This is a genomic window from Pseudomonas sp. TWR1-1-4 (assembly GCF_049897165.1).
Lineage (GTDB): Bacteria > Pseudomonadota > Gammaproteobacteria > Pseudomonadales > Pseudomonadaceae > Aquipseudomonas > Aquipseudomonas canadensis.
Genome location: NZ_JAFCVS010000001.1, coordinates 815,638 through 841,993, shown reverse-complemented (window position 1 = coordinate 841,993; position 26,356 = coordinate 815,638). Strand labels below are relative to the sequence as shown.

11 protein-coding genes are annotated in these 26,356 nt (G+C 58.4%); 7 read left to right on the top strand and 4 right to left on the bottom strand.

Going from position 1 to position 26,356, the window contains the following annotated elements:
* Positions 1 to 5: 5 nt before the first annotated feature.
* The gene (locus ACP7C6_RS03965) at positions 6 to 16,856 is read left to right on the top strand and encodes a hemagglutinin repeat-containing protein (RefSeq protein ID WP_426108290.1); all 16,851 of its coding nucleotides are present in this window, start codon (positions 6 to 8) and stop codon (positions 16,854 to 16,856) included.
* The gene (locus ACP7C6_RS03960; RefSeq protein ID WP_426108289.1) at positions 16,856 to 17,488 is read left to right on the top strand and encodes a hypothetical protein; all 633 of its coding nucleotides are present in this window, start codon (positions 16,856 to 16,858) and stop codon (positions 17,486 to 17,488) included. Before ACP7C6_RS03965 ends, ACP7C6_RS03960 begins: the two co-directional genes overlap by 1 nt.
* A gap of 314 nt (positions 17,489 to 17,802) precedes the next feature.
* Here the strand turns inward: ACP7C6_RS03960 and ACP7C6_RS03955 are convergent, their stop codons facing one another.
* From ACP7C6_RS03955 to ACP7C6_RS03945, 3 genes are all read right to left on the bottom strand, one after another.
* Entirely contained in the window at positions 17,803 to 18,315 is a 513-nt protein-coding gene (locus ACP7C6_RS03955) for a flavin reductase family protein (protein WP_426108288.1), read from the bottom strand.
* 100 nt (positions 18,316 to 18,415) lie between these two features.
* Positions 18,416 to 19,444 (bottom strand): methionine synthase, encoded by a 1,029-nt coding sequence (locus ACP7C6_RS03950; protein ID WP_068932097.1) that lies wholly within the window; start codon positions 19,442 to 19,444, stop codon positions 18,416 to 18,418.
* A gap of 26 nt (positions 19,445 to 19,470) precedes the next feature.
* A complete protein-coding gene (locus ACP7C6_RS03945) occupies positions 19,471 to 20,454 on the bottom strand; it encodes a DUF1852 domain-containing protein (protein ID WP_122725799.1) in 984 nt (327 codons plus the stop codon).
* Between the two features lie 480 nt (positions 20,455 to 20,934).
* Between ACP7C6_RS03945 and ACP7C6_RS03940 the strand changes: the two genes are divergently transcribed.
* Both ACP7C6_RS03940 and ACP7C6_RS03935 read left to right on the top strand, forming a co-directional pair.
* Positions 20,935 to 21,393: an Hsp20 family protein gene (locus tag ACP7C6_RS03940; RefSeq protein WP_028617212.1), complete on the top strand. Its 459-nt coding sequence runs from the start codon at positions 20,935 to 20,937 to the stop codon at positions 21,391 to 21,393.
* 145 nt (positions 21,394 to 21,538) lie between these two features.
* A complete protein-coding gene (locus ACP7C6_RS03935; protein ID WP_236318878.1) occupies positions 21,539 to 22,462 on the top strand; it encodes a LysR family transcriptional regulator in 924 nt (307 codons plus the stop codon).
* Here ACP7C6_RS03935 and ACP7C6_RS03930 read toward each other — a convergent pair.
* Positions 22,365 to 23,069 carry a TetR/AcrR family transcriptional regulator gene (locus ACP7C6_RS03930; RefSeq protein ID WP_236318877.1) on the bottom strand — a complete coding sequence of 235 codons (705 nt, stop codon included), beginning with the start codon at positions 23,067 to 23,069 and terminating at the stop codon, positions 22,365 to 22,367. The two genes, ACP7C6_RS03935 and ACP7C6_RS03930, sit on opposite strands and share 98 nt — an antisense overlap.
* Before the next feature lie 121 nt (positions 23,070 to 23,190).
* On the opposite strand from ACP7C6_RS03930, the gene ACP7C6_RS03925 reads away from it, so the two are divergent.
* The 3 genes from ACP7C6_RS03925 to ACP7C6_RS03915 all read left to right on the top strand — a co-directional run bounded on the left by ACP7C6_RS03925 (position 23,191) and on the right by ACP7C6_RS03915 (position 26,355).
* On the top strand, positions 23,191 to 24,402 hold the full coding sequence (locus ACP7C6_RS03925) for an MFS transporter (RefSeq protein ID WP_323986896.1): 1,212 nt from the start codon (positions 23,191 to 23,193) through the stop codon (positions 24,400 to 24,402).
* A gap of 61 nt (positions 24,403 to 24,463) precedes the next feature.
* On the top strand, positions 24,464 to 24,898 hold the full coding sequence (locus tag ACP7C6_RS03920) for a hypothetical protein (RefSeq protein ID WP_028617208.1): 435 nt from the start codon (positions 24,464 to 24,466) through the stop codon (positions 24,896 to 24,898).
* Positions 24,895 to 26,355, top strand: coding sequence for an ATPase domain-containing protein (locus tag ACP7C6_RS03915; protein ID WP_028617207.1), 1,461 nt, complete (start codon positions 24,895 to 24,897; stop codon positions 26,353 to 26,355). Before ACP7C6_RS03920 ends, ACP7C6_RS03915 begins: the two co-directional genes overlap by 4 nt.
* Position 26,356: the final 1 nt, after the last annotated feature.

The window sequence follows — 26,356 nt, the reverse complement described above, 5'->3', positions numbered from 1 at the left end:
ATGACATGGATGTTCGCCAGTTCGCCTACCTTGCGCGCCAGCCTTCTGCAGCCGTAAAAAACCGGTCCACCTTCCTGGGCTTGCCCAAGCGCGGGTTGGCATTGGTACTGGCCAACGCCATGTTCTGGCAGCCGCTGCTGGCTCAGGCGGACGGGATTGCAGTGAGCGGGCCGGGTACCACGCTCGGACAAGCGGGCAACGGCGTACCGATCGTGAATATTGCCGCGCCGAACGCGAATGGGCTGTCGCATAACCAATTCCACGACTACAACGTCGGTGCCAACGGGGTCATCCTCAACAATGCCACCGACCGCACCCAGTCCACCCAGCTCGGCGGAATTATCGTCGGCAACCCAAATTTCCATGGCAGCGCCGCCAGCGTCATTCTCAATGAGGTGAATGGCGGCAGCTCCAGCCAACTGCGTGGCTACACCGAAGTGGCGGGGCAGTCGGCCCATGTGATCGTGGCCAACCCTTACGGCATCAGCTGCAACGGCTGCGGTTTTATCAACACTCCACAAGCCACACTCACCACGGGCAAGGCGGTCATCGAAAACGGCCAGATCAGCCGCTATCAGGTGGACAAGGGCAACGTGTCCATTGAAGGCACCGGCCTCAACGCCAGCAACGTCGACCAGTTCGAAATCATCACCCGTGCCACCACCATCAATGCACAGATCCAGGCGAAAAAACTCACCATCGTGGCGGGGCGCAACGATGTGGATGCGCGCACGTTGAACGCCACGGCGCGTGCAGCGGACGGCAGCAAGGCGCCGGACCTGGCGATTGACTCGTCGGCGTTGGGCGGCATGTACGTGGGGGCGGTGAAGCTGGTTGGGACCGAAGCAGGCGTCGGCGTAAAGCTGTCCGGGGACATGGTTGCCGGTGGCGATATCCAGATTGACGCTGCGGGTAACGTGGTCATGGGCCAAACCTCAGCCGGTACGGCAGTGGTGGTCAAAGCGGCCAGCGTAGAGGCCAAAGGCGCAGTGTATGCCGGGACCGACTTGTCGGTGAGTACCCAAGGCGCACTGACCAATCAGCAAACCCTGGCAGCCAAGGACAGCATCACGCTGGACGCCGCTGGGCGGTTGACCAATAACGGGATTATCGAAGCGGGCGTCAATGCAGACAACACCCGCAATGCCCAAGGCGATGTGCGCTTAAAAGCTCACAGCATCGACAACACTGGCAAGACGGTGATCGCCAGCCGTGACTTGACCATCAACACGGGCGAGCTGGCCAATCAGGGCGGCACCCTGAGTGCCCAACGGGCAGCCCAACTGACCGCCACCCAACTCGATAACCAAAACCAAGGCCGCATTCTCAGCGCAGGCAACCTCAGAATCAACGCGGATCAACTGCTTAACAGCCAACGCGGATTGGTCACCAGCACCGGCAACCTGACGGCGGGTATCGGGCAATTGATCAACCGCAGCGGCGAGCTGTCGAGCCAGGCGCAGGTCACGCTGCAATTGGTAGCGTTGGATAACGTGGCAGGCCTGGTGTCGGCCGGGCAGTCGTTGAGCCTCAACGCATCAGGTTTGATCAATAACCAGGGTGGCCGAATTGCTGCGCGTCAGACAGTACAGATCAATAGTGGCGCCCTCGACAACAGCCAAAAAGGCTCGCTCACCAGCCAAGACTCACTGACGCTGAACCTCAACCAAGGGCACTGGGATAACCGCAACGGCCAGATCAACGCCAGCGGTCAATTGACCCTTGATAACCTCAATACGGTCGATAACCGCCAAGGGGAAATCTCCAGCACGCGGTCATTCCTCTTGGCCGCCAACCGCCTCGATAACGGCGCGGGTAAAGTGCTCAGCGACCAAGATCTGACCCTGCGTATCGCCGGCGCGATGAACAATGCTTTGGGCCTGGTTTCGGCGTCAAACCTCGACATCAACGCCGCCAACCTGAACAACCAGGGCGGCAAGCTCAGCGCACGTAATCGTCTGACGGCGAATACCGCAGGCCTGCTGGACAATCGCAGCGGCGAGCTTCTGGCCACCGACCTCGCGTCCACCACGGGTGAATTGAACAACGACCGCGGCCGCCTGCAAGGTGATCGCGCCCTGGTGCTCAACAGCGGTGTGGTGTCCAACCAGCGCGGGACATTGGCGGCAGGTGCAACCGCTACCCTCAATGCATCCCGCCTGGACAACAGCGCAGGCACGCTCACCAGCGACGGCGCGTTGGTCGCGGCGATCACCGGACAATTGCTCAACCAGACCGGTCTGTTTGCCGCCAAAGGTGATGCACGCCTCAACCTGGGCCGCCTTGATAACCAACAAGGCACGCTTGTCGCCCATAACCTCACTGTGCAATCGAGTGGTCCGCTGAATAACCAGCGTGGCACCTTGCGCGGTGATGGCGCATTCAACTTGAACGCCGGCCAAGTGGATAACAGTGAGGGCGGCCGCATTAGCGCGGGCCAAATGCTGAATGCTGGCGTCAGTGGTCTTGATCAGCACAACGATGGTCGTTTTTTCGGCCAGGGGGATGTGCGCCTCAATCTTAATAACGGTCATTTGAATAACCAGGGTGGCACGATCAACGCCCCTGGCCAATTACTGCTGAGCAACCTCGCCAGCGTCGATAACCAGGGCGGCGAAATTTCCAGCACCCAGGCGTTCACCCTGGCCGCGGACACCCTGAATAACCACCACGCCAAGCTCCTCAGCGAGCAGGGTTTGACCGTGCGCATCGCCCGCGCACTCGATAACACGCAAGGCTTGATCTCGGCTAAAACCCTGGATGTGCGCGCCGCCGGCCTGGCTAACCAAGGTGGCACGCTCAGCGCCGGCGATGGCTTGATCGCGCAGATCGACGGAGCATTGGATAACCGCAGTGGCAAGCTGTTGGCGCGCACGGCATCGGTCAACAGTACGTCGCTGGATAACCGCGAGGGCCTGCTGCAAGGCGACGCGATACTCTCGCTCAACAGCGTGGGCCTGATCGACAATCGCCAGGGCACGCTGTTCGCCGGGCAGGCGATGGACATCACCGCGACGCGCTTGGACAACAGTGGCGGGAAGCTGACCAGCGACGGTCGCCTTACCGCGTTGATCAGCGCGCACTTGCTGAACCAGGCCGGTCTGTTCAGTGCAACCGGCCCATTGCGGGTGAGCGCGGCAAGCCTGGATAACAGTGCCAAAGGCAATATCCACAGCCAGGCAGGTGTAGACCTGGACCTGAACCACGGTCACCTGAATAACCAAGGTGGTTTGATTCATGCGCCGGGTGCACTGCTACTGAGCAATTTAAGCAGTGTCGATAACCAGGGCGGGGAAATTTCCAGTGCCCAGGCCCTGGTGTTTACCGCCGGCAGCCTCGACAACCGGGGCGGCAAGTTGCTCAGCGAGCAAGGGCTTGTGGTGCGCGTTGCCAACGCGCTGGACAACATCAAAGGCTTGGTCGCCGCCACGGGTTTGGACCTGCACGCAAACAGCCTGGTTAACGCCGAAGGCAAGCTCAAAGTCCGCGATGATCTGACGCTGTCCGTCGACACGGCCCTGGACAATCGCCACGGTGAAATCATCGGTGCTACCACCACCTTGAGCAGTATGAGCCTGGATAACAGCCAAGGGCTGTTGCAAGGGGACCGGTTACTTGACGTCACCACCCGTGGTATCGCGATCAACCGTGGCGGCCGTTTTGTCAGCGGTCAGCAGGCGGACCTGGCGATGGGTCAATTCGATAACCGTGGCGGCAGCGTAACGGCAGCCGGGCCGATGCAGGTAAGCGGCACGCAACTGGATAACCGCGAGGGTGGCTTGCTCAATGCACGCCAGTCGCTGGTGATGAAAGTTGATCGCCTGAACAACCAAGGCGGCGAAGTTTCCAGCCTTTCCGACCTGTCGCTCAACGGCAAGCAGTTCGACAACAGCCTCAAAGGTCGCCTTCTGGCGAACGGCGCACTGAGTCTGGAACTCGACCAACTGAACAACCAGCAAGGCACCGTGCGCAGTGACAAGCGCCTGACCCTGCAAACCGCCACACTGAACAACGACGGCGGCCGCCTCAGCAGCGGCGCGGCGTTGAATCTGACCGCCAACGGCGTTCTGAGCAACCGCAACGGCGAACTGCTTAGCGCGATGGCGTTGACCGTGAGCAGCGCCAGTATCGACAACAGCGGCGGCAAAATAATCGGCGACGGCGCTGTGCGGATCACGACCGGTGCATTGAATAACCAAAGCGGCGGGCGCCTCACCAGTGCCGATCTCCTGGAGCTGACGGCAGGGCAGGTGGATAACCGTTTTGACGGCCATATCGCCAGTAACAAGGCACTGACCGCCAGCCTCACCGGCCTGGATCAGCGCAACGGTGGCCAGCTCTACAGCACCCGCGATTTAAGCCTGGACATGAACCTCGGCGCTCTCAATAACGCCGGTGGCCTGATCCACGCGCCGGGGCAATTGCTGTTGAAAAACCTCGCCTCCGTCGCCAACCAGCATGGCGAGATTTCCAGCGAGCGTAGCTTCGTCCTGGCCGCGCAAAGTCTGGATAACAGCGACGGCCATGTGCTCAGCGATCAGGCGCTGACCCTCAAAGTCGACCAAGCGCTGATCAACCTCAAGGGCGTCATTGCTGCGGCAGGCCTGACTGCTCAAGCAGAACGACTGGATAACACCAGCGGCGTATTCAGCAGTTCCAAAGACCTCGCGTTAACGTTGGGGGCCGACCTGCTTAACGACGACGGCGAAGTTTCCAGCAGCGGCGCCACAGTGGTCAATGCGATGACCCTGAACAACCGCAACGACGGTCATGTGATGGGCGACATCAGCCTCGACCTGACCACCACCGGCGCGCTGTCCAACCAAGGCGGCACCTTGGGTGCCGGCCAGCGTTTGAACGTGACCGCGGCCAGCCTGGATAACAGCCAGTCCGGCAGCCTGGCGACCGATGGCAGCCTGACGGTGAAGGTCGACGGCCTGCTTGATAACCAAGCCAAAGGCGCTGTGCTCGCCAAAGGCGTGATGGACATCCAGGCGGGGAGTGTGGATAACCGCGCCGGTCGCCTGTCCGGACAGAACCTGCTGACGCTACGCAGCAATAGCTTGGACAACCGTGGCGGCGCGGTGCGCGCCAATCAGGGCCTGAACCTGCGCGTCAGCCAACTCGACAACCGCGAAGGCGTGCTTAACAGCAAGCAGGCGCTGGCACTTGCCGGCCAGTCTTTGAACAACCAGAACGGCCTGACCAGCGCGATGGGCCCGGTACGCCTGACCCTCGATACCGTCGAAAACGCCAAGGGGCGCATCGCCAGCCAGGATGATCTGGACGCCACGGTTGGTGTGCTCAATCAGCAGGGCGGTCAGTGGGTCGCCCAGGGCAATCTGAGCCTCAACGCTGACACGTTGGATAACCAAAACGGCGGCCTGCTCGCCGCGACAAAAGTGCTGAAACTCAAGGTCGGCAGCACCGACAACCGCAGCGGGGAAATCTCCAGCCAGCAGAACATCGAGTTCAGCGGCACGCGTCTAAATAACAGTGGCGGCAAGTTGTTGGCCGGTACTGGGCTGGAATTGGCGATGGCCGAGGTGATCAATCAGGCCAAAGGTTTGATCTTTGCCCAGGACGCCCGGCTTACCGGCACTGCTGTAGATAACACCGATGGCACTGTTGGCGCTCAGCGTGCTTTGGCACTTCAACTGAAGGCAGGCCTGGACAACACCGGCGGCAAGCTCACCAGCGAAGGCTCGATGGCGCTGGCAGGCCAGCGCATCGACAACACCCGCGGCAAGATTTCCAGCGCAGGACCGCTGACCCTTGCGAGCGCAGCGGCGCTAATCAACCAAGGTGGCACCGTCGAAAGCGGCCAAAACCTCACAGTGACCAGTACCAGCCTGGAGAACACTAACGGCCTGCTCAAAAGCCAACGTCTGGCCACGGTCAACACCGGACTGTTCACCAACGGCATCGACGGCCGCGTGATCAGCGCCGACAAGCTCGACCTCAGCGCCACCCAGCTCAACAATAGCGGGCATATCGGCAGCGTCGGCGCCATGAATGCCAGCCTCACCGGCCTGACGCAATGGGGCGGCGCCGAACTGGTCAGCACCACGCAACTCAACCTTGACCTGCACAACGGTGAACTGGTCAACGCAGGGGTGATCAACGCACCCCTGCTGACACTCGACAACCTCGCCACTATCAACAACCAGCACGGCGAAATCTCCAGCCAAAACGCCTTCACCCTGGTCGCAAAAAACCTCGATAACAGCAACGGCAAACTGATCAGCAACCAGGCACTGACCCTGCGCGTCGACCAACTGCTGGCCAACCTCAAAGGCCATATCAACGCCGCCAGCCTCGATGCCCGCAGCACTCGCCTGGACAACACCGAAGGCCTGCTCAGTGGGCGTGGCGATGTCACCCTCAGCGCCAGCGAATGGTTCGATAACAAACGCGGCAGCGTGATCGCCGACGGTGCCTTGTTGCTGACCAGCGCAGCGCTGGACAACCGCAGCGGCGAGATCGCGGGCAAGGCGCTTGCGACGATCAACGCCAGCAAACTCGACAACCAGAACGGCAAACTGATCAGCACCGACGCCCTCAACCTGAGCGGCGCAAATCTCGATAACCGCAACGGTCTGGTAGGCGCCACAAAAGCGCTGAAACTCGACGTGGCGACTGTCGACAACCGCAGCGGTGAACTGACCAGCAACGCCGACGTCAGCGTCATCGGCCAACAACTCAACAACAGCGACAAGGGCATGGTGTTCGCAGGCGGGACGTTGAACCTCGCCGTTGATCAACTCATCAACCGCACCCTCGGCGAACTCAACGGCCAACGCTTGATCCTGACCGGCACATCGCTGGATAACAACGGCGGCAAGCTGCTCAGCCAAGAGTCGCTGAAGCTGGACCTCGCAGGCGACTTCGATAACAGCCAGGGCGTACTTGGCAGCGAAGGTGCGTTGGCCGTCAACGCCCGCAGCCTGAACAACAGCAAGGGCAGCCTGTCCAGCGCCAATGGTTTGAGCGTCGCCGTCACCGACAGCCTTAACAACAGCGAAGGTAAATTGCTCACCGACGGCGGCCTGACACTGCAAAGCGCCAATCTTGGCAACAGGCAAGGCGTCATCAGCGGCAAAGGCCCTGTCGCCATCACCACGGGGGAGCTGAACAACCAAACCGGCCGTCTCAACAGCGGCGACACCCTGGCCCTGACCACCGCACAGTTGAACAATGGCGGCAGCATCGGCAGCGCCAAGGCACTGACCGCCAGCGTCACGGGTTTGGATCAGCAGGGCGGCAAGCTGTTCAGCAACGCGGGTTTGAGTCTGGACCTGAACAACGGCCAACTGAACAACAGAGGCGGATTGATCAACGCTATTGGCCCGCTGGCGCTCAACAACCTCAACAGTGTCAATAATCAGGACGGTGAAATCTCCAGCGCCCAAGCCTTCACCTTGGCCGCGCAAAGTCTGGATAACAGCAACGGCAAGCTGCTGAGTAACCAGGCCCTGACCCTGCGCGTCAATCAAGCCCTGGCGAACTTGAAAGGCCTGATCGGCGCCGCCAGCCTCGACGCTCACGCAGGCTCCGTCGACAACCGTGGCGGCACGCTCAATAGCCGCAGCGACTTGCAACTGACCAGCGATGGCCTGCTGAACAACCAGGACCAAGGCTTGATCAGTGCCAAGCAATCCCTGAACCTCAACGCTGCCAGCCTCCACACGGGCAACGGCGGCGAAGTCTCGGCCAAAGGCGTGTTGACCGCAAACCTCAACGCTTTGGCGCTGGCGGGCGGTCGCGTCGTGGGCGAGCAGGGGATGACCCTGGACCTCAACAACAGCGACTTGGACAACCGCAACGGCCTGCTGCTGACTAACGGCCCGCTGACCCTGAAAAACCTGCGTGACCTGAATAACCAGGGCGGCGAAATCTCCAGCCAGCAAAGCTTCGCCCTGACGGCGCGCAACCTGGACAACAGCGCCGGCAAGCTGATCAGCAGCCAAGTGCTGACCGTCAACGCGTCCACGATGAACAACTCCGCAAGAGGCCTGCTGTCCGGCTGGCAAGGTCTGAACGTCAGGGGTGACAACCTAGACAACCGTGACAACGGCACGCTCTCCAGCCGTAGCGGTGCAATTGATGTGCGCCTGAGCGGCGCGTTGCAGAACAACAACGAAGGCGCGCTGGTTAGCCAAGGCCGTTTGGGCGTCAGTGCCGCCAGCCTGGATAACGGTGGCAAAGGCGTACTGTCCAGTGGCGACGGGCAAACGCTCAACGTGGCCGGTGCGTTGACCAACGTCGATGGCGGTTTGATAGAAAGTGGCACCACGCTGGATCTGCAGGCGGCAACGCTGACCAACCAAAGCACGATCAACGCCCAACAAGCGATGACCGTCACCGGCACCGACCTGAACAACAACGGCGGTACATTGGCCACCAACGGCCGCCTGACCCTCAACCTGCTCGGCACCCTCAACAACAGCGGCGGCAGCATTGCCAGTTCCGGCCCATTGCTGCTGCAACGGGCGATGCAGGTCAACAACGACGCCAAGGGCAAAATCATCAGCCAAAGTCTGTTGACGCTGTTCAGCGGTGGCCTGAACAACAGTGGCAGCGGCACCCTCGCTGGTAAAGACCGCGTAGCGATCACCAGCACCGGTATCGTGCAGAACAACAGCGACGGTCTGATCTACAGCCAGGACGCCGATGTGCAGTTGACCGCGGTGGGATTGAACAACGCCAAAGGCAAGGTGCAGGGCCAGACCGGCCTGGGCCTGAACATCAGCGGCGACCTCAATAACCAAGGCGGCACGCTCCAGGCCCATCGCCTTGACCTGAATGCCAACCGCCTCGACAACCAGAGCGGCTTCATCGCTGCGCAGACCGGCGATGCAGTGGTCAACGCCAACTACTTCGCCAATGCCAATGGCGGGGTGTATGCCACCGGCTTGATGCGAGTCAGTGGTGTGCAACTGGACAACAGCGCCGGGCAGATTGCAGGTCGTGCGGTTGAGCTGAGCGCCAGTGGCGCGCTGATCAACCGCAGCGGCGTGATTGAAAGCGACAATACCCTGAGCGTGACGGGCGGCAGCGTCGACAACCAAGGCGGGCAACTGCGCGCGCTGGGCCGCAGCGGCAAAACCAACTTCCAGCTCGGCGGTGCATTCGATAACCGTAATGGTCGACTGGAAACCTCCAACGCTGACCTGACCCTGAATGCCGGTGGCTTCCTGAACCAGGGCGGTAGCCTGCTGCACGGCGGCACCGGCACTTTTGATATCGCCACCGCCAACCTGATCAATGCCGGCGGCAACCTGGTGACCCGTGGCGGCCTGACCCTGGCCGCAGACAGCTGGACCAACAGCAGCGTGATCCAGGCCGGGCGCCTGACGGTCAACGTCAATACCCTGAACCAGACCGCCAGCGGCCAGTTACTCGCTTCCGACAGCCTGACGGGCAACGGCGGCAACTGGAACAACGATGGCCTGATCGCCAGTGACGGCACGGCCAATCTGACGCTGGCCGGCAGCTACGGCGGTAACGGGCGCTATAGCAGCCTGGGCAACCTGGGCCTGAGCGCCGCGCAGATAACCGTGAATGAAACTGCCAGCGTGGCAGGCGGTGGCGCTTCCCAACTGACCACCGGGGGCCAACTGCTCAACCGTGGGCGTTTGACCTCCAGCGGCGATCTGCGCATCAACGCCGGCAGTATTGTTAACACCGGCACGTTGGGGGCTTCACAGAACCTGGTGCTGACGGCCCAGAGCCTGCTCAACGATCATGCTGCAAGCGGTATCGGCGCACGCGGATTCCTGTTCAGCGGCCAGGACTCGACCTTCAACCTGGGCAGCCTGACCAACAACTATTCGGACATCTACAGCCTGGGCAACCTCACGGTAGCGGGGGTAGCCGGTGGAACCCAGGCGCAGAGCGTGCGTAACGTTTCGGCCAGCATCGAGAGCATGGGCGACCTCAGAATCGCGGCCAATGACGTGGTCAACGAGCGCGAGAAATTCAAGCTCAACCAGCAACTGACGTCCGTGGGCGTGGGCATTCGGTGCACCCAGCATTGCAGCGGCGGTTGGAGTGACCGACGCCCTGCGGTGACCTTGAGCCGTACCGTGTCGAGTGTGCTTGAAATCGACTCGCCTTCGGCCACCCTCAGCGCCGGGCGCAACATGGTGGTAACCGGGCAGAACTTCACCAACCGCTACAGCGTGGTGTCGGCCGCCAATGACCTATCGATTACTGGCGAAAACATCCTCAACCAGGCAGCTACCGGTGGTTCCGGCTCCCAGAGCCAGGAATACAGCGGCATTACCAAAATCTCCAAAGGCCAGTACAACCAGATGGTCGCGGCGGTGCAGGCCTATAACCGCGCGCACCCGCAGGGCTCGCCAGTGGATGAGGCGGCGTTTGCGGCCTTGATGGCGCGGTTCAGTCCATCGCTGTTTCCCGGCATCAACCAGCCCATTGCCGTACAAGGCGGCACCCAAGTGGTGGCCCCGGCGATTATTCAGGCCGGTGGCAACGCTGCGCTCACCGCCAGTAAAAGCATCAACAACATCAACGTGATCAAGACCGCGCTGGCGGTGGGTGGGCGTTCGCTGGACACCGGCGTAGGCGCCAATAAAACCCAGGTGGTGGTGCTCAATGCACAGTTGCCACCCGACCTTGCCCAACAGCAGGTCAACCCCCTGACCCTGCCGGGCTTCGGTTTGCCCAGCGGGCAGAACGGGTTGTTTCGTTTAAGTGGTCAAAGCGGCACCACGGGGCAGACGGGCACTGTTAATCAGAATTGGACGCTGGGCAGTGCCAGCCTTGATCCAAGCCAGCGCCAGCAAGCGCTGCCATCCACCCATGGACGCGTGATTCAAGTCGGCGAGGCGGCGCAAGTCGCCACCAGCACGCGTCAGGTCGCCGTGGCTGCCCGTGAAGCGGGTTTGCTTAATGCGGTCGCCAGTGCCATCGATACCGGCGGTGTAGGCAGCGCCGATGTGCAAACCCGGCTACCGGGACGCACCAACGGTGCCGACATCACCCGCGTTGACGGCATTGACGCGCGCAATCCCGCGGGTGCTTCCCAGCCTGCGGTCGATGGTTCGCGGCCGGGCATCGACCTGCCTGCCGTCACGCCAGGCGATAGAGTTGTGCATACGTCGTCAGACGGAACGCTCCCTGATCTGAGTGTGCCGGGCTTGTCGACCATTGCGCGCAGTACCGACGTTACGGCGATCGCTGCGCCGCAGACCCAACTGCCGGGCCTTACCCCGGCTGCCCAGGACGTACTCGCTGGCGGTCACGTACAACCACCAGCCGTCAGCCAGCCCACGGTATTGGCCGGCCAAACCATCAGCCGCGTCCAGGGCCTGCCGGACAGTCGGGCCGTCTCGCAGCCGCACAAATACCTGATCGAAACCAACCCGGTACTTACCGACCTCAAGCAATTCATGAGCTCGGACTACCTGCTGCAAGGCCTGGGCTACAACCCGGACGAAAGCTGGAAGCGCCTGGGCGATGGCCTGTACGAACAACGTTTGGTTCAGCAGGCCGTGCAAGCGCGCACCGGCCAACGTTTTATCGACGGCCAGACCACCGACGAAAAACTGTTCAAGTACCTGATGGACAACGCCATCAGCAGCAAGCAGCAACTGAACCTGTCGATGGGCGTCAGCCTCACCTCGCAACAGGTCGCGGCCCTGACGCATGACATTGTGTGGCTGGAAGAGCACGAAGTGAACGGTGAAAAAGTCCTGGTGCCGGTGCTGTACCTGGCCCAGGCCAATAACCGTCTTGCCCCCACCGGAGCCTTGATCGCCGGTAACGACCTGAACCTGATTGCCGGTGAAAACCTGGTCAACGCCGGCACCCTGCGCGCCACCAACAACCTGTCGGCCAAAGCCGCCAATGATGTGACCAACAGCGGGCTGATCGAAGCAGGCAACCGCCTGGACCTGCTGGCGGGCAACAACATCGTCAACAAAGCCGGAGGCATCATCAAAGGGCGCGATGTGACGCTGACCGCCATCAATGGTGATGTGATCAACGAACGCAGCGTGACCGGTTGGGATGACAAAGGGGCGGGGTATTCGCAACATCGCGATTATGTGGATAGCGCTGCGCGGGTTGAGGCGGCGAATGATCTGAGTGTCAAGGCGGGGCAGGACTTCTCAAACCAGGGCGCAGTGTTGCAGAGCGGGCGCGACACCACTATCCAGGCCGGGCGCGACCTAAGCTTTGGATCGGCCGAGCAGGTCACCGGCTACACCGGAGGTCGCATCAGCAACAGTACGGTGACCCAGCACGGTTCTTCTGTGACCGTGGGTCGCGACCTTAAGGCGGTGGCTGGTCGGGATTTGACGGCTATTGCCAGCCAGATTGAGGCCAAACGTGATGTGGCTATGTCGGCTACTGGGGATCTAAGCCTGATTTCTGCGGCGGATGAGCAACACTCAGCGTACAACTCGAAGAAGCTCAAGACTCGGGAAGACCATGTCAGTCAGGTGTCGACGACGGTAAAAGCCGGAAGGGATGTGTCGTTGAGTGCTGGGCAGGACTTGGCCGTTACGGCTAGTCGGGTTTCTGCGGGGGACGAAGCGTATCTGTTTGCCGGTAATGACTTGAGTCTCAACACTGCCGAGGACAGCGATTACTCCTATTACTCCAAAACCAAAAAAGGATCGTGGGGTAAAAAGAGTACAAAAATGAGTGAGAGTGAAAGCGATGTTGCTATCAGCTCATCTATTGATGCGGGCAAGAAGGTTGTTGTTTCGGCAGCTCAGGATATCAATCTTGAGGGGGCGAAAATCAACAGTGGTGGCGAACTGCTGGCTTCTGCTGGGCACGACATCAATCTTGAGGCTGCGCAAAACTATTCCAGCCAAGCCAGCGCTTCCTCCAAGAAAGGGATGTTTTCTAGTAAGTCTCGTAGCCAGTCGAGTAGTCAAACAACGCTCAACAGTACTGAGCTGGTTGCCGAGTCAATCAAACTACAAGCGGATCACGATATTTCCCTAGAGGCAGCGGCTTTGCGGGCAGAGGGCGCCATAAAGCTCAACGCTGGCAATGACGTTGAAATCGGCACGGCGCAGGTGCAGCAAACCTCTAGCCAATCAAAGCAGTCCAGCAAAGTCGGGCTGTCGCTGACTGTTGGTATGTCGGCGACTCAGAAAGGCCAGCAGGCCCAGCAAAGTGCCTCGCAAAGTATCGGCAGTGACATCAGCGCTGATAGCTTGCAGATCACCAGCGGTCGCGATACCACCGTGCGCGGAAGTACGTTGGTCACGGACCGCGATCTGCGGATCGACACGGGGCGCAATCTTGAAGTGGTCAGTGCTGAAAACAGTGAAAGCGCCAACTCCAAGGCCAATAGCAAAAAGGTCGGAGAGGTAGGTTCCTGGTGGCAAAGTGCGACGGGTGTCGTCAAGACCAAGAAAACCGAGCAGAGCGACACCACGCGTCAAACGGGTAGCCAGATCGCCTCGCTGGGGGGGGACGTCGGCCTGTCAGCGGGCGAGCAATACACCCAAATTGCCAGCCAGGTTGTTGCGCCTAAAGGCGATATCGATATCAAAGCCAAGCATGTGGACATCGTGGCCGGCTTTGACACCCTCAAAGCCAGCAATACGGCGAGTACCAGTCGCACGGCAATTGGCGGAACGGTCAGCGTTCCAATGGTTGACGCGTTGCGAAGCCTCCAAGGAACAGTTGAGTCGGCCCAACAAACCAGCGACGGCCGCATGCTTGCGCTGTCTGCCGTGAATGCCGCCATGAGTGCCAATGCGGCCATCGAAGGTGGCCAGGCGTTGATGAACCAAAACCTCACTGGGGTGAGGATCAGCGTCAACTTGAGCGACAGCCGCAGCCACAGTGCGAGTGAGCAAAGTGGTCGCAATGTGGTCGGCAGCAGCGTGGTTGCAGGGGGGGACGTCAACATCACTGCCAAGGGGGCGGGCGCGGATAGCAATTTAAATGTGGTGGGCAGTCGGATTGACGCAGGAGGCGACGCCAACCTCAAGGCTGACGGCAAAATCAATCTGCTCGCTGCACAAAATACGGCACATCAGGAGAGCACCAATAACAACAGCGGGTGGAGTGCTGGAGTTGGTTTCAGTTTTGGTGGGCAGCAAAACGGGTTCACATTGGACCTGGCGGCCAATAAAGGCCGGGGTATGTCCGATGGTGATGACGTCACTCAGACCAACACGACCGTTAAGGCTGGACAGACGGTACGCCTTGACAGCGCTGGGGATACCAACCTCAAGGGTGCGGTCGTTACCGGTCAGCAGGTTCAGGCCAAAGTGGGCGGCGATCTCAATATCGAAAGCCTGCAAGACACCAGCACCTATCGCTCGGAACAACTGAGTGCGAACGTTGGCGTCAGCATTTGCATACCACCGTTCTGCATGGGCATGAGCAGTGTCAGTGGTGGCATTGGTCAGCAAAAAATGCACAGCGACTATGCCAGTGTCAGTGATCAATCGGGCATCAAGGCGCGCGACGGTGGATTCCAGATTGAGGTTAAGGGTAATACCGACCTCAAGGGCGCAATTATCGCCAGCACTGATAAGGCAGTCGCTGATGGTAAGAACACGCTCACAACGGGCACGTTAACCAGTTCGGACATCAAGAACAAAGCCGATTACGACGCTACCAGTATCAATCTGAGCGGTGGCTACAGTGCTGGCGGGAAGGTTGGCAGGGATGCAAACGGCAACGTTGATGCCACCAAGACCGGAACGCCAGTGGCTGATAAAGGCGGATTTGGCGTCAACGCGCCTGTTGCGCTGTATGCCGGTGACAGCTCCAGCAGTAAAACCTTAAGCGGTATCAGCGGCGCGGCAGTGACGGTGACTGACAGCGCCAAGCAGCAGGCGTTGACCGGCCAGACGGCCGAGCAAGCTGTGGCTGCAATCAATACTGATGTGTCCAGTGATCGAGATGGCAGCAATAAGCTAAAGCCAATTTTCGACGCGAAGGAGATTCAGGTCGGTTTCGAGATTACCGGCAAGTTTGTTCAGAACGTAGCTGGGTATCTGGAGACCCGCGCCCGCGAGGCAGATGCGCTGCGTAGCGACGCTGAAAAGGAATATGCCAAATCCCGCGACCCTGAAGTCGACCCTAACGTACAAGCGGTTCATCGCCAGAACTACCTGGACCTGAATAAACAAGCCAATGCCGTTGCTGCTGATTGGGGAGCAGGCGGCACCTACCGACAAATAGCCACCGCATTGGTCGCCGGCGCAAGCGGAAACGTAACCGGTGGTGGTGCGCAGTTTGCGCAGAACATGGTCGTTAACTACGTCCAGCAGCAGGGTTCGGACTACATCGGCAAACTGGTCATCAAGGGGATGAAAGAAGGCAGCCCCGAGCACGCCAGCTTGCATGCCATTCTCGGCTGTGCCGGTGCTGCGGCCAGCAGCCAGAGCTGTTCAGCGGGTGCGCTGGGTGGTTCGGCCAGCAGTTTGCTCGCAGGCCTTTTTAACGAAACCAGCCCTAATGAAACGAGCGAGGAGCGAGAGGCCAAGCGCAACATCATCGCGTCGATGGTGACCGGCATTGCTGCAATGAGCAACCCGAACGGCGCGGCGACGGCTAGCAACGCCGCGGTTGCGAACGTCGACAACAATTGGCTGGCGACCCAGCAAATAGTTCAAATGGTCAAGGAGGTCGCAGAGGCGGAAACGTTCGCTGAAAAAATGAAGGTGACGGGCAAGTGGTTATCCATTTCTGGTAGTCAAGATATGACTTCAGCCAGTGCGCTCTTCAATAGTTTCAAAGACAGTATGGCCGGCGCAGGCATAGATACTCTGAACGGTGCAGTGGGAGTGTTGCGCGATCCAGTTGCAAGCATTGACGCTATGAACGCGTTCATATTGTCAGTCGAGGGGGAGAAGCTCTTCGGTAAGGCTGCCGCTGGCTTCAAGGCGCAAATCAGTCAGCTTCGCGATGCGCTGGTTGTCGGTGGTGATGAAAACGCCGAGAAGCTTGGTAAGCAAATGGGCGAGGCGGTGGCGTTGTATGCCCAAGTCATTGCTACCGGCGGAACAGTGGGAGCTGCTCAGGGTGCGTCAACACTTTCTAAAGCTGGCGTCGAGGTCTCTATCAATGGCTTTAAAGAGATTGCTGCCGCCACCAAGGCTGCGGGAGGTGTTGAGGGTAAGCTGGCCAAGTTTGAACGTGTTGGGCCAAATCCTGATGTGCCACATCCGATTGATGTGCCCAATCACGTGCCGGTGGGTGGCCCCCAATACGTTAAAAGCGCCACGATTCAGGCCAATACTACAGTCGAGCTCAGTGAGAGCGTAACGCTGAAGAGTGGGAAAGTGATCCCCAAGGGCAGTATTGTCACGGTCAGTGACGATACGATGAAGGTTGTGTACGCTGATGGAACGAGTGAGCTTGCTTCTTATTCTAAGGTTAGTACGGCACCATTGGGCTTACCTAATGCCAGTCAAATTGAAAAGGCGGCCACTCAAGCTCGACAAGATTTATTAGATGAAATTAACAAGATATCTTCAAAAACACAGGCAAGTAAACAAGCAACGATGGTGGGTGCATATGACCCTGTCACGGGCAAGACGGCGATAGGAAGTAGCAATGGCGCCATAGCGGCCGATATGTTGCATCCGAACACAGTAAAATATATTGAGGATAAGTTGGGTGTGAAGATCGGAGAGTTTACCGACTTTTGCAAAAACAAGGCGGGTGCCTGTGCAGAAGTATCGGCTGCGGATTCTCTTGTCAGGCAAGGAGTTGATCCCTCGGGGATAAAGTTTACTGACGCGGTCCGTCCACGTGATGTGTGGGGAAAGGACCGTATTCCTGACGCAGCGATAATTCCGACCTGTACAAACTGCAGCGTAACCTGGCCACGAGGAGATCTCTAATGAGTTTATTGAATGCAGAGTGGCGGCCTGGGTTTGGAACGATAGTCACGTGGTTCGCAATAGATAAGGCGGGTAAGATCGCAGTGATGGTAAATAACTGCTACGGAGAATTGCCAAGGATATTGTTGAGCACAGAAAACGTGGAAGCTTTACTTGATAAGATGTCTGAGTTTATGTGGGACGAGTCTTCTGAGTTTTTGAGCGATACGCCGAATAAACAGGGAGAACTCAAGGTCGACTTGTATTCTGCTTGGCGGTATGGGCACCTCCAATCAAAAGACAGTGTGGTTGAGCACCTTGAGTTTGATTTGGCAGAGTCAGCGTCTTACGCTGAGGCTAATCTGTCCGTCAATAAAGGCTTTTTTGTATATCATGGTGTTGAAGGCGATAACGAAGGCGCGGACTATCCAGTTGGCTATAGTGGGAAGTCTGAGATGGGGGATTATTTCAGGTATCTAGTGCCTACTAAATTTGCTAATGTCAATGATATTCCAGAAGCGTTGCATTGTGTGCTAGTGAAGTCTGATAGTTTTGATTTTGCAAGCGATCAGTTGCTCAGGAACGATGAGGTAGAACGTCATTTTTATCAAATGTTTTCCAGTTGGACAAACGAAAAAAGGGGGCGGATTTAAATTCTCTGAATAAATAAATCTCCCCCCCTCTCTCGCAAAATTCCCTCAACGTAAACCGGTTTTGGGTACTTTGCAATGTGTGAAATTTGCCGTGTATCAGTGTCCTGTATATAGAGTTTTATATGGGTTTCCGAATAAAAAAATTAAAAGGGAAAGGGGGCGGATTTATTTGTTTTCGGAAAATAAATCTGTCCCCTTTTTTTGTGGCCCCAGTGCACCTAACAGCTTGCAAATGACTGTTAATAATTGGGTCGATTCGAGTCCAGGTCGTGGAGGCAGATAGCGACATAAAAAAGGGCCGTACAAATAAACCCTCAAACGATGCCATGCACACCTATGTTGCAATATTGCCCTTTGAAATACAGCAATGGCCGCGTCGCAACAGCTTCTTTGGATAAATCCAGCGCTTTCACTTCACCAATCACGATCAGGTGATCACCCGCGACGTGCTCGGCGTGGATTTCACAATCCAGCCAATGCAGGCTGCCGGCAATGACCGGATTACCCAGCGGCGATTCCTGCCATTCGATGCCGTGCCATTTATCCGTGCCTCGACGGGCGAACTGGTTGGAAATACTGACCTGCTCAACTGACAGGATATTCACCGCGAATCGACCTGCCTGGCGAATCTTGGGATAGCTGGCCGAGTTGGACATGACGCTGAATGACACCAGCGGCGGGCTCATCGACACGCTATAGAATGACTGGCAAGTAAAGCCAATCGGCTCGTCATCCACGTGGGATGTAATCACCGTGATACCGGATGCGTAGTGCCCGAGCGCTTCGCGAAAGCACAATGGCTCGATAGCGGTATTGGAGAGTGACATAGTGAATCCTGAATAGTGGGTGCTGTATGAAAGCGCGAAGGCCCGAAGTGGCGTGGCATTTTAAAATCTGCCATGCGCTCTTTCTGGCCTTCGCCCGGCACTAGTTCGAGAGCTCTCTTCGAACGATTTCCGCACCTGCACTCAGTGCATTCAGCTTGCCTCTGGCTACCTGGCGAGGCAGCGGGGCCATGCCACAGTTGGTGCAAGGGTAGAGCTTGTCGGCGTCCACAAATTGCAGCGCTTTGCGGAGGGTGTTGGCGACTTCCTCGGGCGTTTCAATGGTGTGGTTGGCCACATCAATGGCCCCTACCATGACTTTTTTGCCGCGAATCAGTTCGATCAAATCCATGGGGACATGGGAGTTGTGACATTCCAACGAGATGATATCGATGCTGGATTTTTGCAGCTTTGGAAAGGCTTCTTCGTACTGTCGCCACTCTGAACCCAGCGTCTTCTTCCAATCGGTATTGGCCTTGATGCCATAGCCATAGCAAATATGCACAGCCGTTTCACATTTGAGGCCTTCAATGGCCCTTTCCAGGGTGGCCACTCCCCAATCATTCACCTCGTCAAAGAAGACGTTAAAGGCCGGCTCGTCAAACTGGATAATGTCGACACCCGCCGCCTCCAGTTCCCTGGCTTCCTGATTGAGAATCTTGGCAAATTCCCACGCCAGCTTTTCGCGACTTTTATAGTGGTTGTCATACAGCGTGTCGATCATCGTCATGGGGCCTGGCAGCGCCCACTTTATCGGCTGCCTGGTTTGTTGGCGCAAGAACTTGGCGTCCTCAACAAACACAGGCTTTTGGCGAGACACTGCGCCCACGACCGTGGGGACGCTTGCATCATAGCGATCACGAATCCGGACGGTTTCACGTTTCTCAAAGTCAACGCCGTCCAAGTGTTCAATGAAGGTCGTGACGAAGTGTTGGCGTGTTTGTTCGCCATCGCTGACGATGTCAATGCCGGCGTGTTGTTGTTCTTGCAACGACAAACGCAAAGCATCGTGTTTGCCTTCAACCAGTGCCTCGTCTTGCAGTTTCCAGGGTGACCAAAGCGTTTCAGGTTGGGCAAGCCAAACGGGTTTAGGCAGGCTGCCCGCAGTTGAAGTGGGTAGTAATTTTTTCACGATGGGTGACCTTGTATTCTGATAAGTCAAAGCGCGCAATGAGCGGACCACTGCTCAAGAACAGCGTGGTAGGGTTTGATGAAGTTCTCTTCGACAAACTTTCCTTGCTCGATAGCCAGCCGGCTACGTTCTTCTCGGTCATAAACAATCAGGGTTAACGAATAGTCCTGATGCTTCAAACTAGGTTGGTAGGATTGTCCGGCTGCCGAGTTAGCGTTGTAGATTTCAGGCCGGTAAATCTTTTGGAACGTGTCCATGGTGCTGATGGTACTGATCAGCTCAAGAGGGGTGTAATCACTGAGCAAATCGCCAGAAAAATAAAATGCCAATGGCGCAACGCTGTTGGACGGCATGAAGTAGCGAACCTTCAACCCCATCTTCTTGAAATATTCATCCGTTAACGAGTATTCATCCTGCTGGTATTCAATGCCCAAAACAGGATGCTGGTTCTCGGTCCGGTGGTAGGTTTTGGTGTTTGAAACGCTCAGGCAGATAACCGGCGGTTTATTGAAGTTTTCCTTGTAGGCGTCTGAGTTGACGAAGCATTTGAATAGCTTTCCGTGCAGCTCGCCAAAGTTCTCCGGCGTGCTGAATTGTGGCTGATCCTTGTTGTGCCCCAACAACACCACGCTAAAGTCATAGTCACGCACGTAAGAGGAGAAGTTATTGCCTACAATGCCTTCAATACGCTCGTTGGTCGTGTGATCAATAATGTTCGATTTCAATATTTCAATCAGGGGGATGGCGTTGGTACGGCTGCCCGCATCGATAGCCATCTCAACAGAAATGATTTCAAGTTCGACGGTGTAACGATCACCTTTGGGGTTGTCCCAATGCGCCAGGGTATTAAAGCGGTTGTCAATCATCCTCAACGTATTGCGCAGGTTCTCTTGACGACTTTTGCCTCTCGCCAAATTGGCAAAGTTGGTCGTGATGCGCGTGTTTTCGGACGGTTGATAGTTTTCGTCGAAACGAATTCGCTTAATGCTGAACGTGAATGCTTTGCTCATTACCCTGGCACCCTGATGTCTGAGATAAACCTGAAAGAACGTCTCATCTGGTTTTCACTCAGAGGTCTTTACAGTGTCTTTAATTAACAAACATTCTAGGCTGGGCGATTGCTTGAGTGAAAATGAATTGATTTCACTGAATCGTTAGCCCTTCTCATGACGGGGCAGCGAATAAAGAAAAGCCTGCAGCGATGCAGGCTTTAACCAGATCTATGCCGAGTTCGCCACCCTGGCCGACGGCCCGACGCGCCAGTTGCCGTTCAAGCGGGGCATCGTCGGTGGCGTGGGCCTGCAGCCACCTTGGACTTCATGGGCAAGGTGGTCGCGCACACACCGCATTTCCTCAGGCCCCCGTGCACCGGATAAAATTTTTTGTGGGTGCCGCTTGAAAATTTATCGCCTGAACCTATTTAGGTTTTACGCGATGCCGAATCCGGGTCGCGTACCAAATCACTTGGAGAAACCTCAGGAGATTTTGCAATGGCTACTACTCTTTCGTTGGCCCCACTGTTCCGCCATTCTGTCGGCTTTGACCGTTTCAACGACCTTTTCGAATCGGCGCTTCGCAGCGAGGCCGGTACCACCTATCCACCCCACAACGTCGAAAAGCATGGCGATGACCACTACCGAATCGTCATCGCAGCAGCAGGCCTGGTGGAAGATGACCTGGAAATCCAGGTGGAAAAGGGCGTGTTGACGGTCGCCGGCGGCAAACGTGAACACAACGAGGGCATCACCTACCTGCACCAAGGCATCGCCCAGCGCGCGTTCCGTCTGTCGTTCCGCCTGGTCGACCACATCGAGGTGCAAGGCGCGCAGCTTTCCAATGGTTTACTGAGCATCGACTTGCTCAGGGTAGTACCGGAGGAAGCCAAGCCTAAACGCATTGCGATTGGTGGCGCTGCCAAGGCTGATGTGAAATCCATTGGCGAGCAGTGAGTTGAAATGAATAAAGGCGCTCTAAGGAGCGCCTTTATTCGTAAGACCCTCGCTAACGCGCAGGCAATACGGGTTGAATCAAGAGGTGGCGCAACTGGTACAGGCGTGCTGCAATTTCTCGCGGCTGTTGTTCCAGGGAGCGATCATGAAACGCCATTTCGAAGATTTGCAGCTCGGCAGTATCGAACTCTTCTGCCTCGCCGCCGAAGCCAGCAGCTTCACCGCCGCCGCGCAGGTGGCGGGTGTCACCCCGGCTGCCGTGAGCCGCAGCATCTCGCGCCTGGAAGAGCGCCTGGGTTCACGCCTGTTTGTGCGCACCACCCGCAGCATCCGTCTCACCGACAGCGGCCGGACGTTCTTCGAGCAATGCCGCCAGGCCCTGACCCAACTGGTGGAAGCCCAGCAGGAAGTGATGGGCGCACAGGCCGTGCCGTCGGGCCTGCTGCGCATCAGCATTCCTACCACCTATGCCCATCACCGCTTGTTGCCGCTGCTGCCGAAGTTTCGTGCGCTGTACCCACAAGTCACGGTGGATATCCACATCAGTAACCGCAATATCGACTTTGTCGCCGAAGGGTATGACCTGGCCATTCGCGTGCGCGCCCAGCCGGACTCGTCGCTGATTGCCCGCCTGTTGGAAGACGGCGAATTGGTGGTAGTGGCGTCACCGTCCTACCTGAAGCGCGCCGGCATCCCACAGACGTTGGAAGATTTGCCTGCCCATGAATGCATCCAGTACGAACTGCCGAGCAGTGGCCGGCGCATCCCATGGTTATTCCAGGTGGATGGCAAGCCTCAGGAATATGCAGGGGAGGCGGGGTACAGTTGCTCCGACGATGTACTTGGCGGCGTGACCCTGGCCAAGCATGGCGCGGGGTTGTTCCAGACCTACAAGTTCATTGTCGAGCAGGAAGTGGCCACTGGCAGCCTGGTGGAGGTGTTGCAACCGTTTGGCGGGCGCTCGCGGCCGTTTACCTTGTTGTATCCCCATGGGCGCTATGTGCCGCATCGGGTACGGGCGTTTGTGGATTTCCTGATGCAGTGTCGGGACGAATGGGCGGCGCCGTAGAGGCGGCGATATCCCAGGTCAACAGCAGTTGGCTGATCGCTGCGTCGATGGTTGCATGGGGCACATTGTCCCGCGCCAGGATCGAAATGCCCTGCAGGAAGCTGTCAAACACCGTCGCCATCACGGTCGGGTTGAGCGTTTGCGGCAACTGCCCCAGGCGCATCGCCCGCTCCACACACGCCACAATCCCCGCACTGGTGCGTCGTCGCGACTGCGTCAACCCACCCGCCACCCGCGCATTCTCCGGGCTCGGTGCGCTCATCACCCCCAGCGCTACCATGCAGCCCTTGGGGTGGCCGTCTTCGCACTGCATGCGCGCCGACTGGCGCAGCGCTGTTTCAACCGCCTTGCGCGGTAACAGGCTTTCGTCCCACAGGCACTCGGTGACCTGGGCGTAGGTTGCCAGATAACGCTGCACGCATTCATCGAACAACGCCTCTTTGGAGCCGAACGCCGCATAAAAACTCGGCGCGGAAATACCGCCACCCAAGCCGGCCTTGAGCTGGGCGAGGGAGGTGGCGTCGTAGCCGTGCTGCCAGAACAGGTGCAACGCCTGGTCTACGGCGTGTTCGCGGTCGAAAGTGCGGGGGCGGCCCATCTGTGCCATGTCTGGTCTCCGGTGGATAGCGAGATAAATACTAGTCGATACATAAGTCGTTGACAACGCGCGACGCTCGCCTGCAACATCTATATCGATCAGTATCTAAGTCCCGCTCAAGGAGTTTCCCGTGACCCCCTCACTTACGTTACCGGCGTCATCCGACCGTTTGCCCATCGGTGCTTTGCTTGCCCTGGCCATGACCGGCTTCATCTGCATCGTCACCGAAACGCTACCGGCGGGCCTGTTGCCGTTGATCAGCGAGGGGCTGGCGATTTCGCCGTCGATGGCCGGGCAGATGGTCACGGCCTATGCCTTGGGCTCGGTGCTGGCGGTGATTCCCATGACCATCGCCACCCGTGGCTGGCGGCGGCGCAATGTGTTGTTGCTGACCATCGTCGGCTTTTTGCTGTTCAACTCCATCACCGCGTTGTCGTCTCACTACGGCGTGACCCTGGTGGCGCGGTTCTTTGCCGGTGTGGCGGCGGGGTTGGCCTGGAGCCTGCTGGCCGGTTACGCCCGGCGCATGGTTGCGCCGCACCAACAGGGCAGGGCACTGGCACTGGCGATGGTCGGTACGCCGATTGCTTTGTCGTTGGGTGTGCCGTTGGGTACGTGGCTGGGTGGACTGGTGGGCTGGCGCACGACCTTTGGCTTGATGTCGGCGGTGAGCCTGGTGCTGATTGCGTGGGTGTTGGTGAAAGTCCCGGACTACGCGCCTCAACCCGCACATCAACGCCTGTCCTTGGGCAAGGTGTTGACCACACCGGGCGTACGGCCGGTGCTGGCGGTGGTGATCAGCTGGATGCTGGCGCACAACATGCTCTACACCTACATTGCGCCGTTCGTGCTGCCTGCCGGTTTGACCGACCGAGTCGACTTGGTGCTGTTGGTGTTCGGGGTCGCCGCGTTGGCAGGGATCTGGCTTACGGCCAAATTGGTCGAGCCGCTGCTGCGTAAAACCGTGCTGGTGAGTTTGGTGTCCTTTGCGGCGATAAGCCTGGTGTTCGGCTTCCTGGGGAATGTACCTGAGGTGATCTATGTCGGCGTAGCGGTGTGGGGCCTGAGTTTCGGCGGCGCCGCGACTTTGCTGCAGACCGCCTTGGCCGATGCAGCGGGGGACGGCGCGGACGTGGCCCTGTCGCTGAATGTGGTGGCGTGGAACAGCGCGATTGCCGGCAGCGGTGTGGTCGGCGGGGTGTTGCTGGACACCTGGGGCGTGGCGTCGTTTCCGTGGGCAATGCTGGTGTTGATCGGAGTGGCGCTGGTGATCGCGTGGGCGGCGCGCGAGCATGGCTTCAAGCCCGGGCAACGGGCGGGTGCGGCAGTCGTGGCACATTAAACCCTCGGTTGGGCGCCATAAGGTGTAGGCTGGGTCTCAATTCATCGGATATTAGCCCTTCATGTCCACGCTAAGCGAAGAGAGCCGCCAGATCGTAGCTTCTCTGGCGCACCGTGTTGGTCCCACCGCTGATATTGCAGGCATCGCCGACGCGATCATTTCGATATTGCAGGACATGGACGCAGCACTCACGCCCATTATCGGGCAGCAAGGCTGTGTCGCACTGTTGCGCCGCAGCCTGCACCTCAGTGCCTCGTCCCATGCCCGCTTGGCCGGTACTTACGAGCATTTGCAGGCAACGCCCGACCGTGACGGCCTCAAGGTCGTATTGCTTGAGCAAAGTGAAGCCGATGCGCTGTTTTTCGGTGAGGTGCTGCTGACCACCTTCTACACCTTGCTCACCACGCTGATCGGACCCTCGCTGACCGCCCGTTTATTGCGCGACGTGTGGGCACCTTCTTTGAGCGACACCCCTTCGCAGGAAAATTCGCCATGAGCACCAAAGTAACTATCAACCGCCTGGCTACCGGCGTGCCAGGTCTGGACGAGGTGCTGGGCGGAGGTTTGCCGGAGTTTTCGTTCAACCTGATCGCCGGCCCGCCCGGCTGTGGCAAGACCACCCTGGCGCATCAGATGATGTTTGCCCTGGCGACACCCGAACGTCCCGCGCTGTTTTTCACGGTGCTGGGCGAGCCGCCGCTGAAGATGCTGCGTTATCAGCAGCAGTTCGACTTTTTCGACGACGAAGCGATCAACCAGTCGATCCGCTACATCAACTTGGCCGACGACACCCTGGCCGGAGACCTGGATGAAGTGCTGCGGCGCATTGTCAGCGAAGTGGAGGCGCACTCGCCGTCGCTGGTGTTTGTCGACTCCTTCCGCTCGGTGGTGATGGCCAGCCAGACCCAGCACAATCCCAATAACAACCTGCCGCAGTTCGTTCAACAACTGGGCATGTTGATGACCACCTGGCAGGCGACCACATTCCTGATTGGCGAGTATTTCACCGAGACCGACACCAACCCGATTTTCACCGTGGCCGATGGGCTGATCTGGATGCGCCAGAGCGTTGAACGCAATTCGATGGTGCGCAAGCTGGAAATCATGAAAATGCGCGGCCAACCGACTTTGCCGGGGCTGCACACCTTCCGTATCGCCAGTTCCGGCATCAAGGTTTTTGCGCCGGCCGCGCTGAACCCGGTCGATAAACCGATGACACTGCCTGTGCAGCGCCTGAAAATGGGCGTGCCGCGCCTTGACGAGATGCTCGGCGGCGGATTGCCACGGGGTTATTCACTGCTGGTTGCAGGGCCTTCGGGGTCGGGTAAAAGCGTTTTGGCGGCGACTTTCCTGGCCGAGGGCGCGCGCAGTGGCGAAACCGGGGTTATCGCGGTGTTTGAGCAACGCCCCAACCACTCGCAAAACGCGGTGCTGGCCGATTTGATCGCAAGCGGGAAGGTCGGTTTGGTAGACAGTCGGGCGCCTGACCTGTCGATTGACGAAATTGTTCACTTGCTCCTCAGCGAAATCACCCGCTTGAGTGCCACGCGGGTGGTCATCGATTCGCTGTCGGGCTTTGAGCTGGCCCTCGCGCCGACGTTCCGCGCGGACTTCCGTGAGTCGTTGTCACGCATGGTCACCGCGTTGACCCGCGCCGGCGTCAGCGTGTTGATGACCTCGGAACTGGAAGACCGCTACACCGATCTGCGCTTCAGTCCCTACGGCACGGCGTTCCTGACCGATGCGATCATCGTGCAGCGCTACATCGAAGTACGCAGCCGATTGTTGCGCATCATGGCCGTGGTCAAGGTGCGCGCCAGTGCTCACTGCGATGAGTTGCGCCAATACCACATCAATGACGATGGCCTGCAGATCGGCGAGATGCTGCCTGATCAGGAGGGGCTGCTGGGTGGTCGCCCGACTACCCGGCGCACAGGGAGTGACAATGTTTGAG